General features: G+C 59.0%; 14 protein-coding genes. 9 read left to right on the forward strand and 5 right to left on the reverse strand.

Features of this window, described 5'->3' with window-relative positions:
- Window positions 1-26: 26 nt before the first annotated feature.
- The 3 genes from CAER_RS0108650 to dctP form a co-directional block, all read right to left on the reverse strand.
- Window positions 27-1322 carry a TRAP transporter large permease gene (locus tag CAER_RS0108650; protein ID WP_027234976.1) on the reverse strand — a complete coding sequence of 432 codons (1296 nt, stop codon included), beginning with the start codon at window positions 1320-1322 and terminating at the stop codon, window positions 27-29.
- A gap of 4 nt (window positions 1323-1326) precedes the next feature.
- Window positions 1327-1932 carry a TRAP transporter small permease gene (locus CAER_RS0108655; protein ID WP_027234977.1) on the reverse strand — a complete coding sequence of 202 codons (606 nt, stop codon included), beginning with the start codon at window positions 1930-1932 and terminating at the stop codon, window positions 1327-1329.
- Window positions 1933-1994: 62 nt separating this feature from the next.
- Window positions 1995-2999, reverse strand: coding sequence for a TRAP transporter substrate-binding protein DctP (gene dctP / locus CAER_RS0108660; RefSeq protein WP_027234978.1), 1005 nt, complete (start codon window positions 2997-2999; stop codon window positions 1995-1997).
- Window positions 3000-3163: 164 nt separating this feature from the next.
- On the opposite strand from dctP, the gene CAER_RS0108665 reads away from it, so the two are divergent.
- The 8 genes from CAER_RS0108665 (at window position 3164) to CAER_RS0108700 (ending at window position 11842) form a co-directional block, all read left to right on the forward strand.
- Entirely contained in the window at window positions 3164-3889 is a 726-nt protein-coding gene (locus CAER_RS0108665) for a maleate cis-trans isomerase family protein (RefSeq protein ID WP_027234979.1), read from the forward strand.
- A 96-nt stretch (window positions 3890-3985) separates the two neighbouring features.
- The gene (locus CAER_RS0108670; protein ID WP_245597341.1) at window positions 3986-4669 is read left to right on the forward strand and encodes a GntR family transcriptional regulator; all 684 of its coding nucleotides are present in this window, start codon (window positions 3986-3988) and stop codon (window positions 4667-4669) included.
- Between the two features lie 780 nt (window positions 4670-5449).
- Window positions 5450-6235, forward strand: coding sequence for a HipA family kinase (locus tag CAER_RS0108675; RefSeq protein WP_027234981.1), 786 nt, complete (start codon window positions 5450-5452; stop codon window positions 6233-6235).
- Entirely contained in the window at window positions 6232-7017 is a 786-nt protein-coding gene (locus CAER_RS29220; protein ID WP_084299506.1) for a DUF3037 domain-containing protein, read from the forward strand. The genes CAER_RS0108675 and CAER_RS29220 overlap by 4 nt, the downstream gene beginning before the upstream one ends.
- A 181-nt stretch (window positions 7018-7198) precedes the next feature.
- On the forward strand, window positions 7199-8230 hold the full coding sequence (locus tag CAER_RS27830; protein ID WP_084299507.1) for a reverse transcriptase family protein: 1032 nt from the start codon (window positions 7199-7201) through the stop codon (window positions 8228-8230).
- 406 nt (window positions 8231-8636) lie between these two features.
- Window positions 8637-9542: a tyrosine-type recombinase/integrase gene (locus CAER_RS0108690; protein ID WP_027234983.1), complete on the forward strand. Its 906-nt coding sequence runs from the start codon at window positions 8637-8639 to the stop codon at window positions 9540-9542.
- 6 nt (window positions 9543-9548) lie between these two features.
- The gene (locus tag CAER_RS0108695; RefSeq protein ID WP_027234984.1) at window positions 9549-10757 is read left to right on the forward strand and encodes an IS91 family transposase; all 1209 of its coding nucleotides are present in this window, start codon (window positions 9549-9551) and stop codon (window positions 10755-10757) included.
- 581 nt (window positions 10758-11338) lie between these two features.
- Window positions 11339-11842, forward strand: coding sequence for an antitoxin Xre/MbcA/ParS toxin-binding domain-containing protein (locus tag CAER_RS0108700; protein WP_036797184.1), 504 nt, complete (start codon window positions 11339-11341; stop codon window positions 11840-11842).
- A gap of 391 nt (window positions 11843-12233) precedes the next feature.
- On the opposite strand, the gene CAER_RS0108705 is transcribed toward CAER_RS0108700, so the two are convergent.
- Window positions 12234-14531, reverse strand: coding sequence for an adenosylcobalamin-dependent ribonucleoside-diphosphate reductase (locus CAER_RS0108705; RefSeq protein ID WP_027234986.1), 2298 nt, complete (start codon window positions 14529-14531; stop codon window positions 12234-12236).
- A 197-nt stretch (window positions 14532-14728) separates the two neighbouring features.
- On the opposite strand from CAER_RS0108705, the gene CAER_RS0108710 reads away from it, so the two are divergent.
- Entirely contained in the window at window positions 14729-15160 is a 432-nt protein-coding gene (locus CAER_RS0108710; RefSeq protein ID WP_027234987.1) for a DUF1489 family protein, read from the forward strand.
- A gap of 69 nt (window positions 15161-15229) precedes the next feature.
- Here the strand turns inward: CAER_RS0108710 and CAER_RS0108715 are convergent, their stop codons facing one another.
- Window positions 15230-15907, reverse strand: a complete 678-nt coding sequence (locus tag CAER_RS0108715) for a type 1 glutamine amidotransferase domain-containing protein (protein WP_027234988.1) — start codon at window positions 15905-15907, stop codon at window positions 15230-15232.
- Between the last annotated feature and the right edge of the window lie 127 nt (window positions 15908-16034).

Below are 16034 nucleotides of genomic sequence, written 5' to 3' on the forward strand. Positions count from 1 at the left end.
GGATTGAGTGGCGGACAGCGGGCAAATCAGCCCAGCAGCCCGGGCAGGAAAAGGGCTACCGGCGGCACGAAGGTCACGATCAGGACCATCGGCAAATGCCCCAGCAGCAGGAACTTCATCGTCGGGCCGACATAGACCGACAGCGATTGGCGGGTCACACCGCCAGCCATGTAGAGCAGCGGTGCGCAGGGCGGAGAGATGTTGCCCAGGCCAAGGTTGGTGCCGACGATGGCAGCAAAGTGGATCGGGTCCAGGCCGATTTTCTGAGTGACGGGCAGCAGGATGATGGCTGCCAGCACGCCGCCGGACACGTCGTCGATAATCATGCCCATGATCAGCAGTAGCAGGTTGATCAGCAGCAGGATGACAATCTTGTTGTCGGAAATCGTCAGCAGCAGATCGGCAAACTGGGTCGGCACCTTGGCCAGAACCATGCCGCGGCTCATCACGAACAGGAAGAACAGCACCATCAGGATCGCGCCAGTCAGCCGCGCGGCTTCAACCGTGGAGTTGAACAGCGACTGCATCGGCAGCGAGCGGTAGATCGCAATGCCCACGATCAGCGTGTAGACCAGCGCAACCGCACCCGCCTCGGTCGGGGTGGCGATACCGCTGTAGATCCCGCCCAGCACAATCACCGGCATGATGATTGCCAAGCTGGCCTTCTTGCCGGTGCCTGCGGCCTCGGCCAGGGTTTCGCGCAAGGGCAGCTTGGGAGCGGTTGTGATGGTCTGGTTGTTGCGCAGGAAGAAGAAGTTCAGCCCGCAATAAATCAGTGCCAGCAGCACGCCCGGCCCCATCGTGGCGAGGAAGCACTTGGCGACGGACTCCCTGATTGCAATGGCGAAAACGATCATCGGGATCGAAGGCGGGATCATCAGCGCCAGCACCGAGGACACAGCAACAAGCGCGGTGGCATGGCCGGGCGGGTAGCCCTCCTTGATCATCCGCGGCACCATGATCTTGCCAATGGCGGCGATGGCGGCCGAAGCACTGCCCGAAATTGCTCCGAACAGGGCGCAGGTCAGCACGGTCACCGCGCCCAAGCCCCCCTTGGTGCGGCCGACAAAGGAATTGACGAAGTTCAACAGCCGCTCGGAGATGCCGGAGGCGCCCATCAGCGTGCCCGACAGGATGAACAGCGGGATTGCCAGCAGCGAGAAAGCGCTGACCTGAGAATAGCCGTAGCCGGCATGGAAGGAGATATTGGTGCCGGACATCAGCCCGTAGCCAAGCGCCCCGGCGCCGAAGGCGAACCCGACCGGAACCTCGATCAGCAACAGGAAGATGATGGCCAGGAAGGCAATGAGGAAGAAGGTCATGAGGTCAGTCTCCGCCCTGTCCGGTCACAAGCGCGCGCGCTTCGAGAAAAAATTGCAGAACCAGGTAGAGGATCATCAGCGCAAAGCCGGAGACCATGCTGAAATCCCAGATGTACTTGGGCAGCCGCATGTAGGTGCTCTTGCGGTTCAGCGAGAGGTTGTAGGCAGCGAAATCCCAGGCGAACCAGGCAAAGACCAGAACCGTCACCAGACAAGCCAGGGTGCCGAACAGGCGCACCGCCAGCAGGGTCTTGCGGCTCTGCGTCAGCAGGGTCAGCACGCCGCCCTCGATGTGGTCGCGCTCGCGGGTGCAATAGGCCATGCCGATAAAGTAGATCCAAAGGGCCAGCATCGGCGCCAGTTCCTCGATCCCCAGAAAGGGCGAGGAGATCACGTACCGCATGAACACCTGCGCCGCCATCAGCAGCCCCAGCGAGATCATCGCACCGAACAGCATCACCCGCATCAGCAGGGCAACCCTGTCTTCAGCCGCATAGAAAACGCCGAGCCCGCGGTAAACCGGTGCCGCAGCATCGCTGCCTGCCGGCATGATCGGCTCAGGTGTCAGGACGTTGTCCAGGCTGTCCGTGTGCAAAAGTTCTTTGGTCATGCGCCGTCCTCCTCAGCCGGTGCAGTGCCCGGGGCAGCCCCCCGGGCACGGGAAAGCGGGGATCAGTTGGTGCCCGCGGCAGCCTTGATCTGGCCCATCACGTCGGCGCCGATGATCTGCTCCATGTAGGGGTATTCCACTGCGGTCACCTGCTGGCGGTAGGACTCCAGCTGCTCAGGTGTCAGCTCGACAACCTCGATGCCGGCCTCCTTCATCTGGGCAAACCACTTGGGGCTTTCGGCCTCAGCGTTTTCCCAGGCCCAGTTCACCGCCTCATCCGCGGCGGTGCGAATCCAGCCCTGCTGCTCTTCACTCAGGCTGTCGAACCAGCGCTTGTTGGCTGTCCAGAAAGTGTGCTCGAAGTTCTCGCGGGTGAAGACATAGGCGCTGACCACATCCTTGAACAGCAGCACCTCGGACGGCGGTGAATAGGCGCGGCCATCGATGGCTCCGGTCTGCAGGGCTGTATGCACCTCGCTGAAGGCCATAGGGACCGGGGCAAAGCCGGTTGCCTTGTAACGCTCGATCGCCATCGGCATGCCCGGCACCCGCATCTTGAAGCCTTGTGCCTCTTCCGGGAAACTGGTGGGCACATCGACGCCCTTGCGCACCACAAAGCCGGTGAAATCGGTCGGGATCGTGCCCAGCAGCACCATGCCCAGATCGTTCATGATGCCGTCATAGACGGAGTTCATGACCGAGCCCGGCCCATAGACTTCGCGCCCGGTTTCCCAGTCGCTGGCGACATAGCCCAGCACTGACACATCCCACCGCGGGTCCAGCTCAGAATGGTTCCAGGACATGGTCATTTGCACCGCGCCCTGCGACACCTGCTCGACGATCGAGGTCCAATCCCCCAGGTCGCCGCCTGGATGGTAGTCAACGTTCAGCGTGCCGCCGGACAGTTCCTCCAGCCGTGCCGAGAAGCGCTCGGACACCTGATGGAAGATGTGCTGGGTGTCCATCACATGGCCCAGAATGAAGTCTTCAGCCCGCGCCGCAGGCAGCGTGGCAGCCAGAACGCCAGCCGCCGCGGCACCCGCTTTTATCAGTGTTGCGATCCCCACGAAGGTTTCCTCCCTGTTCGTGTTTCAGTCGCGGCTCGAATCGAAACTCCAGCCTTGCAATTTGCTAAGCTGTGTACAGATATTGCGTCAATACTTGATTTTTTCCAAATTTTGGCCTTCAAATTGATATGCTGCATGCACCACCCTCAAGTCACGGAGAGAAAATGTTTGATAAGGGCCGCCACCACCGGGCCAAGATCGGCTTTGTCCTGCTGGCCACGGAACAAACGATTGAGGACGACATGTTCCTCCTGCGCCCCGACGGGGTTGGAGTGCATTTCGCCCGCGCCTGGATCGGGGACAGCATCACGGTCGACAGCCTCAGCCGCCATGCCGGGGATCTGGCCCGCGCTGCCTCAACGCTGCTGCCGGATGGCAGCCTGGATGTGATCTGCTACGGCTGCACTTCCGGCAGCCTGGTTATCGGAGAAGACCGGGTTGCTGAGGAATTGAACAAGGGCGCGCCGCAGGCCAAGGCCACCAGCCTGATAACCGCCGTCCTGGAGGCCCTGCGCGCTGTCGGCGCCAAACGGGTTGCGGTTGCCACGCCCTACCTGGACGAGATCAACGATCAGGAAGTCCAGTACCTGAAACAGGCAGGATTTCAGGTGACGCAGATCCAGGGGCTTCAGCTGGAGAGGGACAGCGACATGGTCCGCGTCAACCCTAAGTATCTGGCCGAGTTTGCCAAGGAGGCAGACACGCCAGACAGCGATGCGTTGTTCATCAGCTGCGGTGCATTGCGGTCATTGGAGATCGCCGACCAACTGGAGCAGCGCCTGGGCAAGCCGGTGATCTGCTCCAACCAGGCGATGATATGGCACGTTCTGCGACTGGCCGGCATCCAGGACCGCATTTCCGGGTACGGCCGACTGTTGCGGGATCACTGAATTTATGTCCTTCTGCGCCGCAGGCTGCCTTGGTATGACACCAGCAACCGCAGCTGCGCAGAAAGGGAAGATTGCTTGGCATCTGGTGAGACATCTATGACCCCTCCCGGATGGGGCGGCCGCAAACCGGGTGTTGAGGATATTCAGCACCTGATCCTGAAACGGATTTGCTTTCTGGACTACACGCCCGGCGACCGGTTGAAAGAGGCGGAACTGGCTGACGAATTCGGCGTCAGCCGCACGCCTGTCCGCGACGCCATTAGCCGGATCAACCACCTGGGGCTGGTGGAAACCATCAACGGTGTCGGTAATGTGGTCATGGAACTGCCGCGGGAGAAGATCACACACGTTTATGACATGCGCCTGCATCTGGCGGGATTGATCGGGGCAACAGCACCTGCGCAAATCGAGGGGAGCCATCTCGAGCGCGCCCGCGGTCTGCTGGCCCAGGCGCATCAGCTCAGCGGGAAAGTCGATTCACGGCAGTATGTCGTCGTGAATGATCAGCTCAACACTCTTATCAGCGATTTGATCGGAAACTCAGTCCTGCGCTCGTTCTGGACGCAGGCCTATTACCAGGCCGCCAGCACGTGGCACAGGGTCGTGGACGGTGCCGGACCGGAAGTTGCCGATGCCCTGGTTGCAGAACTTGTGGACCTCGAAACGGCTTTGGCTGAGCAGGACATTCAGGCTGTCGGTTTCGTGCAGCGGATCCACATTGGTTACGGGTATGCCCGCATCAAGAAGTACCTGTTCAAGGAAACCATTGATCAGATCTAACGTGTTCGCTCGGTTTAAGACAGGCAGCCAGCCCCTCCGGGAAACGCCAATTTGCCCCAATACACCGGCTTGTTTTGCCCAAACGGTCAGTTCACTACTAAAGTAAACATGCGTCGAGTTCTTGCTGCCGTGAAGGTCGGGTATTGCGAGACGTGGCTATCAGTTTTGCTGTTGCGGCGAAATTCCGGTTTCCGCCCCTCCCTGCGGGAGCTGACGAGGGCGAACGGCGGTAGCGGTAGCGGCCGCTTTGGGCTGGGCTTGAGCCGATCACAACTGGCCTGGGGCAGGCTGGTGCTGGATCCTCGGTGCTGTGCCACCGCATGGCGGCAGAGAGCCCTTTGCGGTCACCGACACCCTGTCTGGGAACTGTATACGCATCAGTCCGGTGTCAGCCCTAAGCTGACGGTCGAGCCAGGCGCAGCGAACCGAGCCTGCCAGCCTAGAGAAGGCGACCGATGCGGCCCAGAAACCTTGATGCCAGGACATTGATTTCAGTCGCATCCTAACAGTCGTTGACAAGCTGTCGCCCTCGCGGGAATGTTCCAACGAGCGCATGCTAGGCATTTTCGCAGCCAATTGGCCTAAAGCGCCACAAGTGCCTGTATCGCTTGCGGCTCTCCAATAAGGTTGAGGGCCAACGAGGGGCGCATCAGGACCTAGTTCATTTTGACTGAGTGCGCATCAACGACCTATGGAAGCCATATTGAATCTGAGATCTAAATGAATTGGAAGGTTGTCAGATTCCATAGGCGTGCCACAAGTGGTAGAGCTCGACCTCCAATGGTAACGCTAAGCAACCGTTCAGGTATTCTTGTTGAAGCATACCTGAAGTCACCAGCGTTTCATGACAAAAAATCACCTGCCTGCCTAGAGCGCGAGTGGTTTGCCTCTCATCTGGCACGAGATCTACATCTACCATGTGCCAAAATCGTACCTGTTGAGGTCACCTCGGAACTCATCAGGATGTCTGCTGAAATTTTCGAAGATGATGACGCTTTGTCAATGGGGGCAATTCCAATCTCGCAATCGCTACAGAACGGGCCGGACCTACTGATCGGATCGATTTCCTTGGGAACCGGATGGTCTGAATGGACGCCAGCAGCACCCGCTTCAATTATTCAATTGAGGACCGCCGCCGAAATCTACTTTTTCGACACTCTCGTCCAGAACTGGGATCGCGTGATACCCAATCCGAACCTGTTGATAAAAAACAACTTATATGGCATGATAGACCATGAAGAAAGCTTCGTCGAAGCAGCAGGGCTTGAAAAGGAGCGCAACTATTTGCCCAAACCTTGGATGGAGGATGGTGTGGCCAACCACAGTGGAGAGTTCGAGGAGCATCCGCTCTGGCAAAAAATCAAGAAACGTCGAGCTATTTCATTTGATGGAATAGTGCGAAAGTTTAAGCGCTTACCTCAAGAGAGAATTGAAGCGTACTCCTCGGGAGGAGAGTTCGACACTTGGTCCCGCAGCATCGGAGACAAAATTTCGGAATATCTCCTTGAGGCAATTGAGAACGCTGAAGTGGTTCAAGAAGCAATTGAGGCCAACCGAAGATCATGAACGAAGTTCACTACACATTCTCCGTATTGCAGTATCGCCATGATACGTGGGCTGGTGAAGCCCTGAATGTGGGCGTATTATTGGTGGCTCAGGACGTTAAGTTTTTGGGGATGAAAGTAGCTGCGACTGACGCACGGATCGAGAAGGCCTATCCAGACGTGGATGCATTTAGGGTTCGCAAACTGCTGGAAGCAATTGAACTGCGGATCCAATCAATTGCGAGCCGCACTCAGCGAGGCTTGGTCCCCAAGCATGAGTTGAGTGCTTCAGTGGTTGCGAGCAAATTGCTGCCAGATGATGATAGTTCTTTTCGCTGGCTTGAAGCAGGAGCTGGAGTGGCGTCTTCACCTAGTGAAGAGCTCGATCTTTTATTTTCAAGGTATGTTGCTCGATGGGACCCACAATCAACAGCCTCCGCAGGCTTTGAGGACGAACTGCTCAAACTTCGCAATCACAAACTTAGCATTGAGTACAAGTGGATTTTGCGAGCGTTGTATTATCGACAATCATTTCCGAACGCTTTGCGCGTGGAAGGTCGCCTTGCGATAGAAAGGCGAATGGACTTGCTTGAGCTGGCAGGCCTAGTCGAAAAAACTCCTGAAAGACCTCGACTAACCAGCGAAGGTGTGCGAGCACTAAAGAAAGCATACGGAGCGAGCAAGCCCCCCTTGATCGACTTCAAACAAGACGCCCGTCTACCAGACAAGGGTGATAGCAAGGAGTTCATTGTAGGAAGCTCTCTCGCGAGCTCTTTGGCTCGGGAGGTTAGTGGTGGTGAGTAGTTTAACACTGCAAGCCGGGATGGCGAGTCGCCATCCATTGACCGGACGTACAACAAGCCATTACCGTCACAATTTTCTCGCGGAGCTGCGAAAACTGTGACGGTAATTCGGACAAGTCCTCATTAGGAAAATTTATGCAAATATTTCCTATGATTTTCGGTAACTTCCAGAGCTTCCTACTATGAACTTCTCTGACTTAAAGATCAAATTTGATGATGGCGTAGAAGATGGTCATAAAGATCTTGTTCACCAGTACATTTCTAGGCTTGAAAGCCAGGGCCTTTCGGTAATTTTGTCTCCAGAACATTTTGGACATCTTCTTCAAATTCGATTGGAGCACATCTACGCCATATCCAATTCCCCGCGGCACTTTTACAGAGAGCACCAAGCAAAGAAAAAGGGCGGAGGTACCCGGAAAATATCAGCGCCACTCCCTTTGCTCCTCTTTATTCAAAGATGGGTTCTAAAGAATATTCTCGAGCCTCAGGCCATCCATCCTGCCGCCAAGGCGTATCTGAAGAAGTCTTCCATAAAGCACAATGCACGCTTCCATCGAGGACAGGCGCATCTTTTTAAGAGCGACGTCAAAGACTTCTTCGGCTCCATAAGTAGCGGGTGGGTATATAATCATTTTTTGGGCCTAGGGTATTCCCGTGCCGTCTCGATGCTTCTAACTGCTATTTGCTGTAAAGAAAACTGCCTTCCTCAAGGAGCCCCAACTAGCGGGTACCTAAGCAATATTTACATGACAAATTTCGATCAGGTGGTTTTTTCTCATTGCTTAAAGCGAAAATTTCGCTTTACGCGTTATGCCGATGATATATCCATCTCGGGAAGTGAAATAAACTTTAAAGAACTGTCTACATTTATCGACCGGGAACTTCGAAATATCGATCTCAAAATGCACACCGGTAAAACTCGACTGATCCGATCGCATCAGAGGCAAAAGGTCACAGGCGTCGTTGTGAACGAAAAACTCGGGCCAGGGCGAGACTTTATGCGTAAGCTTCGGCAGGAGTATTACTATATTTCAAAGTTTGGGGTTAACGAGCAAGCGCGGGTTTCCGGGTGGAATAGTTCGACAGCATATCTTAACAATTTCCATGGCCGGGTCACTCACGCCCTCTTCCTCACTGGGCATGACGAGAAGCTATCGGAAATAAAAAACGCGGTAGAGAACCTGCTGCAAAGATCTGAGTACATTCTCGGATAAACACCTGTACAATTAAAGTAGATCCGCTCCCTGCGCTTGGCGGACTTCCGAGGGCAGCTCGACCGAGGTCCGCTTTCTGCGCGAAGCGACGGCGCGGGAAGCACAGGCTGCACCTGCAGCGAATGACCGCAAGGTCCCGCACTGTGTGAGTTCACCGGCTCCAGAACCTCGCGGCCGCAGCGTACGGCAGAAACGGCGGGCTGCACCGCAGCACAAAACCTCGGCTGGCTACGTCACACGGCCGAGTTTGCAAAGGGCGCTATCTGCGCAACGCACTAAATCGCTCCGCGATAGGGGCTCTGCGTGGCAGGCGTTGGGCTGAAGCGGTATTTGTTTCGCGGTTTAGGAGGTCGGGTGTGTGCTGTTGGCCGAGGTGATTTTGCCTCGGTTGATAGAGGGTTTTCCCATGACCAATCAGCACCCTGCACCGGCGACACCCCTTCGGGCGCGCATGATCGCGGATATGTCCGCACGCAATCTCGGACCTGCGTCGCAGACCAGCCACCTGCGGGCCTGCAAGCGGTTTGCCTCCTGGCTCGGGCGATCTCCGGAGACAGCTTCACCGGATGACGTGAAGCATTTCCAGCTGCATCTGATCGAGAGCGGGACCAGTATCTGCACCCGCAACCAGACCATGACCGGGCTGAAGTTCCTGTTCCGGGTCACCCTGCGCCGGCATGACCTTGCGGCCGAAGTGTTCCACCTCAAAAAGCCCGTGAAGGTTCCCCTCGTGCTGAGCCGCAACGAGGTCAGGCGCATTCTCGCCATGGCCCCCGGCCTGAAAGCGCGTGTTATGCTGTCACTCGCCTATGGATGCGGCCTGCGGGCAAGCGAGGTCGTCCGGCTGAAGGTCGGCGACATCGACGGGGAACAGAACATTATCCGCATTGTGCAGTCGAAGGGACGCAAGGACCGCAACGTGATGCTGCCCGTTGATATTCTGAGCCTGTTGCGAGTCTGGTGGACCGAACGCCCGACCGTCAACGACAGGGGGGTGTCCGGGCCTGATCGCGCGCTCTTTCCCGGCTATTGCGGGCGGCATCTTTCGGCCAGACAGATCTCGCGGCTGTTCAAGCAGGCAGTGCTGGCCGCCGGGATCACCAAGCCGGTCACTCTGCACACCTTGCGTCACAGCTTCGCGACGCACCTGCTGGAACGCGGCGTGGATATCCGGATCATTCAGGCGCTGCTCGGGCATGCCAAACTCACCACGACGGCGCACTATGCCAGCGTTGCCACCGGCATGATCTCGGCGGTGGAGAGCCCGCTGGACGGCCTGACCGCGGCGAAGCGCAGGAAAGGCGCCTCATAGACTGCGTTGTCCCGGCCGAAGCTGGAGGTTGCGGATATCTTCCGGGTCCATGGTTCTGCCTGGCGGGCGGCCAATGCAGGCCATATCAGCCTCGACCAGTTGAAAGTGATGCACGCCATCACGCGCTGCCGCACGGCAGCGCTCGGCGGCCATGCCGCGCGGTGTGAAGACTGCGGGCATGAACACATCGCCTATAATTCCTGCCGCAATCGCCATTGTCCCAAATGTCAGGCGGGTGCGGCAAAGGTCTGGCTGGCGGCGCGCGAGGCCGAACTGCTGCCCGTGCGGTATTTCCATCTGGTCTTCACCCTACCGAAGCCGATCGCCGACATCGCGCGCACCAACAAGCGGGAGATCTACAACCTGCTTATGCGGGCGAGCGCGGATACGGTGATCCGGGTCGCCGCCGACCCCAAGCACCTCGGCGCCCGGGTCGGCATCACGTCCGTGCTGCACACCTGGGGCTCAGCAATGACGCACCACCCGCATGTCCACATGATCGTGCCCGGCGGCGGCTTGTCTGCGGACGGGGCGCGGTGGATCGACTGCCGCAGGAACTTCTTTTTGTCCGTCCGGGTTCTGTCCCGCCTGTACCGGCGGCTTATTCTGGACGGACTTGCCCGGCTGCACGATGCCGGAACGCTTCAGTTCTTCGGCGATCACGCCGAGCTCGTCGATCGCGCGGTCTTCAACGCCTTCCTGCGACCGCTGCGCAAGATCGACTGGGTCGTCTATGCCAAGGAACCGTTCGCCGGGCCAAAAGCCGTGTTGGCGTACCTATCGCGCTACACGCACAGGATCGCGATCTCAAACAGCCGACTGATCCGGTTCGATGCACACAGCGTGACATTCAAGGTCAAGGATTACCGCGTCAACGGTCCCGGGAGGCATACCACCATTACCCTGAAGACCGGCGAGTTCATTCGGCGCTTCCTGATCCATGTCCTGCCCAAGGGGCAGCATCGCATCCGCCACTACGGCTTCTTCCGGAATGGCAACCGTGCGGCCAATATCGCCAGGATCAGGGAACTGCTCGGGAACGGACAGCCAGGTCCGGATCTCGGGCACGGCGGCACGGCCGGTGACACCGATGCACCCGCCCGCGTCCTCGCGCTGCCATGCCCCTGCTGTGGCGGGCGGTTGATCATCTCCGAAACCATTGCGCCAGAACGGTACCCCAGAGCGCCGCCAGGAGCAGCGAGGGCCGCTGCATGACACGCGCGCCAAAGACCGGAAGTCCAATTGCCGCTGCTCACGTTACCGCTTGCGGCCAAGCCGGAATGCCTGCAACCCGGATAGCAGTGGTGCGAAGGTTGTCGGCCCCCGCAAGACGCGGCGCATGCCCATCAAAGCTCGCAGAATCCGTACCGAAGCTGCCTGCAACGAGCGCGCTTGGGCCAACCTGCAGAGCAATAACCAAGGCAATCAACCCCTTCAAATCCCCATAGACCCAGCTGGTCTGCCCAATTCCAACACCGCGATTTCCCGCTTGCGCGCTTCTCCGACGCCAGGCAATGCCGCGCATCATTCAAACGTCGCGCGTGGCGTCCGAGAAACCTGCAGCATAGCCGTCGCTCGGTCAACGCCCGAGAAATGACCGCAATCCGCCTAGCTAGCTTAGGAACAATCTGCCTACGGCTTTTCGTGAAAGTAGACCCAGTATCGGCCAAGCCCAAAATACATGTGCCTGAGTGGCTTCCAAAAGGCTGGGCAATGGCTGCATCTTGGCGTCCCGATTGAAAGCCCACTGACAAACTTGTCATTATTGGCAAGCACGACGTGTAGGGAGGCATTGAATGGCCACAACCGGCATAAATCGCAAAGCGGATGCTCAGGGTCCGGCGGAGGGTCAGAATGACGTTATGCGCGTCTGCAATCTGCTTGGCGAAAGCAAGGTCATTAAACGTCCAGTCCGCACCTCATTGGAGGCGCACGACCTGATCGCAGATGGGCTACCGCTTCAGGCTCTCTTATTTTTGATAGACGGGGTGCAGGTGCTTACGACAGGTGACGCACTTCACAAGGCTGTGGGGCTCAGTCATCGCAAGCTTATGCGGCGGAAACCGGGAGCCCAAAGAAAGACGCTTTCAATGGAACTTGGCAGCCGGATCTGGCGCTTTGCCGACATCCTTTCCAAGGCTTCGGACGTTTTGGGAGACCAGAAGCTGGCAAAGGCGTGGCTTCTGGAACCTGCATTCGGTCTCGACCGGCGAAGGCCCATCGACCTTCTGGGGACAGCTGCTGGAACCAAAGCAATTGAAGACCACATCGCCAGAATGGACTATGGGGTTTACTCTTAATCCCATCTTGCCGTTCGTTCTGTCGCCTTGATCATAAACGTGGTGCGCCGCTCATGCTCAATGACGGACGTCTGCCACCTCAATCGCTTCAGTGAAGGCTAGCTTCCGATCGAGACACGCAGGTTCAGCCTGCGCTTGCGTCAACCGACGCCTGTCGCCCTCAACGCGGACAAAAAGTTCCGAAATGCCCTTTGTTTTGGGGGTGGAACACGGCCCAGCCGAGAAACAAAGAGCTGGCGGAGCAATGCTCCGCCAGCTCAATAAGTTCAAAAAGGTGGCCAGAGCTGAGGGCCGAAAGGGCATTCATTTACCCCCTTGACACCCCTTGCGCAGACTTTTGCTTTCGTTTGCGCATTCATTTGCCTTCTCTGACTCTATAACTGCCCGGCCTTCACCCGCACTTCGAATGGCCGCAGCTGCGGCAGGTCATGCAGCCTTCGACCATTTGCATGTCGAACTGGCCGCAACTGGGGCACGCCTTGCCGCGCGGTGCGTTCAGGTTCACCACCTGCGCCTGCGGGTCGGATTTCAGCCCCATGCCCTCGCCTTCCAGGAAGCCGGTCTTGATCATGTGGGTCTCGATCACACCGCCGATCGCCGCCAGGATCGAGGGGATGTATTTGCCCTGCACCCAGGCGCCGCCGCGCGGGTCGAATACCGCTTTCAGCTCCTCAACCACGAACGACACGTCGCCGCCGCGTCGGAACACTGCCGAAATCATCCGGGTCAGCGCCAGGGTCCAGGCGTAGTGCTCCATATTCTTGGAGTTGATGAACACCTCGAACGGGCGGCGGTGGCCGTTGATGATGATATCGTTGATGGTCAGGTAGATCGCGTGCTCGGAATCCGGCCATTTCAGCTTGTAGGTATGGCCCTCCAGCGACTGCGGACGGTCCAGCGGCTCGGACATATAGACGACCTCGGCCCCGTTCTCGTCCACGTCGCTTTCATGCGGCGCCTTGGCGGTCTCGCCCGGCGCGGTGTCGGCACTTTCGCTCACCGACAGGACCGATCCGGTCACGTCGTTCGGGCGGTAGGTGGTACAGCCCTTGCAGCCCTGATCCCAGGCTTGCATGTAGACATCCTTGAAGTCGTCAAAGGAAATGTCTTCCGGGCAGTTGATGGTCTTGGAGATCGACGAGTCGATCCATTTCTGCGCCGCCGCCTGCATCTTGACGTGGGCCGCGGGGCTCAGCGTCTGGGCGTTGACGAAGTAATCGGGCAGCTTCGCGCCGGCGCCGAACTTCTCGCGGTACATCTGCACCGCGTAATCGACCACTTCCTCCTCGGTGCGGCTGCCGTCCTTCTGCAGCACCTTGCGGGTATAAGCATAGGCAAACACCGGCTCAATGCCCGAGGACACGTTGCCCGCGTAAAGGGAAATGGTGCCGGTCGGCGCAATCGAGGTCAGCAGCGCATTGCGGATGCCGTGCTCGCGGATGGCATCGCGCACGTCCTCGTCCATGTTCAGCATGTTGCCGGAGTTCAAATAGGCCTCCGCGTCGAACAGCGGGAACGCGCCCTTTTCCTTGGCCAATTCCACCGACGCCAGATACGCGGCGCGGGCAATTGCGTGCAGCCAGCGGTCGGTCTGACGCGCCGCTTCGTCGGAGCCATACTCCAGACCCAGCATCAAGAGCGCATCCGCCAGGCCGGTGACGCCCAGGCCGATCCGGCGCTTGTTCTTGGCCTCTTCCGCTTGCGCGTCCAGCGGGAACTTGGAGACGTCCACCACATTGTCCATCATCCGCACGGCGGTGGCGACCAGCTCCTGCATCATCTCCTGGTCCAGGTGCGCGTCTTTCTCAAACGGATTAGCTACCAGCCGCGCCATGTTGATCGAGCCCAGCAGGCAGGCACCGTAGGGCGGCAGCGGCTGCTCGCCGCAGGGGTTGGTGGCGCAGATGTTCTCGATGTAGTTGAGGTTGTTGGCCTTGTTGATGCGGTCGATGAAGATCACGCCCGGCTCGGCGTAATCATAAGTCGCCTGCATGATCTTGTTCCACAGATCGCGTGCTTCGACCGTGTGATAGACCTTGCCGTCGAACACCAGCTCCCAGGAGCCATCTGCCTTCACCGCTTCCATGAAGGCATCGGTGACCAGCACCGACATGTTGAACATGCGCAGGCGCGCCGGGTCGGATTTGGCGGTAATGAACTGCTCGATATCCGGGTGGTCGCAGCGCATGGTCGCCATCATCGCGCCGCGGCGGCTGCCGGCCGACATGATGGTGCGGCACATCGCGTCCCACACATCCATGAACGACAGCGGGCCGGAGGCATCCGCCGCCACGCCCTTCACATCGGCGCCGCGCGGCCGGATGGTCGAGAAGTCATAGCCGATGCCGCCGCCCTGCTGCATCGTCAGCGCTGCCTCTTTCAGCATGTCGAAGATGCCCGACATGCTGTCCGGGATGGTGCCCATCACAAAGCAGTTGAACAAGGTCACCTGGCGCGCGGTGCCGGCGCCTGCGGTGATCCGGCCCGCCGGCAGGTATTTGAAGTCTTCCAGCGCGCCGAAAAACTTCTCTTCCCACGCTTCCGGCTCTTTTTCCGCCCGCGCCAGATCCCGCGCAATCCGCCGCCAGGTATCCTCGACGGTCACGTCGATCGGCGCGCCATCGGCCTGCTTGAAACGGTATTTCATATCCCAGATCTGCTCGGCAATGGGGGCGGCAAAGCGGCTCATGTGTCGGTCCTTTGAGTCGTGTGGCGTCTAAGCGTCGGAAAAAGCGGCTCCGGCGCGGGAAATTACCCCCGGCGGCGAATCCGCATATTGTTAATGCTTTCTTGCAGCAAAAGCGTGGAGGAACACAATACCTTGAAGGCAGCGATCAGTAAACTACTATATACTGTCAGAACTCTGGACGACTCTGTGGGGAACCTGTGGATAAACGCGTGAATCTTGTGAAGCTTTCGGTGGGCACCGAAAGCGTCGAAAGCCTGATGGCCTGGCAAGCGATGCGCCGCAAGGATTTGCCCGGCGGCCTGCCCCGCCATGTCACCCGCATGTGGCCCAAGCGCGAGGCCGAAATCCTCAACGGCGGTTCGATTTACTGGGTGATCAAGGGGCTGATCCAATGCCGCCAGCGCATTCTGCGGCTGGATGAGGTGACGGGCGAGGACGGCATCCGCCGCTGCGCTATCGTGCTTGACCCGGAACTGCACCGCACTCACACGGCGCAAAAACGCCCGTTTCAGGGCTGGCGCTACCTGAAGCCCGAAGAATCGCCCGCCGACCTGCCCGCAGGCAAAAGCCAGGAAGAGCCGCTGCCGCCGGAGCTGTCGCAGGCGCTGGCCGAGATTGGCGTGATCTGATCCGGCCGCTGCGGCGGCCTGGGCAGGCGGCAACCCGCCTGCCCCGCCTGCCCCGCCTGCACTGTCAGATTATTTCAGCAGTGCCAGCAGCTCTTTTGCAGCGGCTTCCGACGACGCCGGGTTCTGGCCGGTGACCAGCTTGCCGTCGACCTCGACGTAAGAGGCCCAGTCATCGCCCTTGCGGTAGTCGGCGCCTTTGTCCTTCAGCATGTCCTCGACCAGGAAGGGCACCACATCGGTCAGGCCCACGCCCTCTTCCTCGCCATTGGTAAAGCCGGTCACGCGGCGGCCCTTGACCAGCGGCGCGCCATCGCTGCTCTTCACGTGGCGGAAAACCCCCGGCGCGTGGCAGACGGCCCCGATCGGCCGGTCTGCGGCGGCAAAGCTTTCCAGCAGCTTACGGCTGTCCGCACTCTCGGCCAGATCCCACAGCGGGCCGTGGCCGCCGGGATAAAAGACCGCATCAAACTCGTCCGCTTCGACGCCGGACAGTTTCACCGTATTGGCCAGCGCCTGCTGGGCGGCATCATCCTGCTTGAACCGGCGGGTGGCATCGGTCTGGGCGTCCTCAGAGTCCGACTTCGGGTCCAGCGGCGGCTGGCCGCCCTCGGGCGAGGCCAGAGTGATCTCGGCGCCGGCATCGCGCAGCACGTAATAAGGCGCGGCGAATTCCTCCAGCCAGAACCCGGTTTTTTCCCCGGTGTCCCCCAGCTGATCGTGCGACGTCAAAACCATTAGAATCTTCATAGCCTGTCCTTTCAGTTGGAGTGTACCCACCCCAGCTAAGGCCGGCGCCGCGGATTTAAACCCGGGCGCCGGAGAAAGGCATCACGCGGTGATCACGGTTTCTTGAGCGTGCGGCACCGGCCGTGAA

Origin of the sequence: Leisingera caerulea DSM 24564, from assembly GCF_000473325.1 — a bacterium.
GTDB classification, from domain to species: Bacteria; Pseudomonadota; Alphaproteobacteria; order Rhodobacterales; family Rhodobacteraceae; genus Leisingera; species Leisingera caerulea.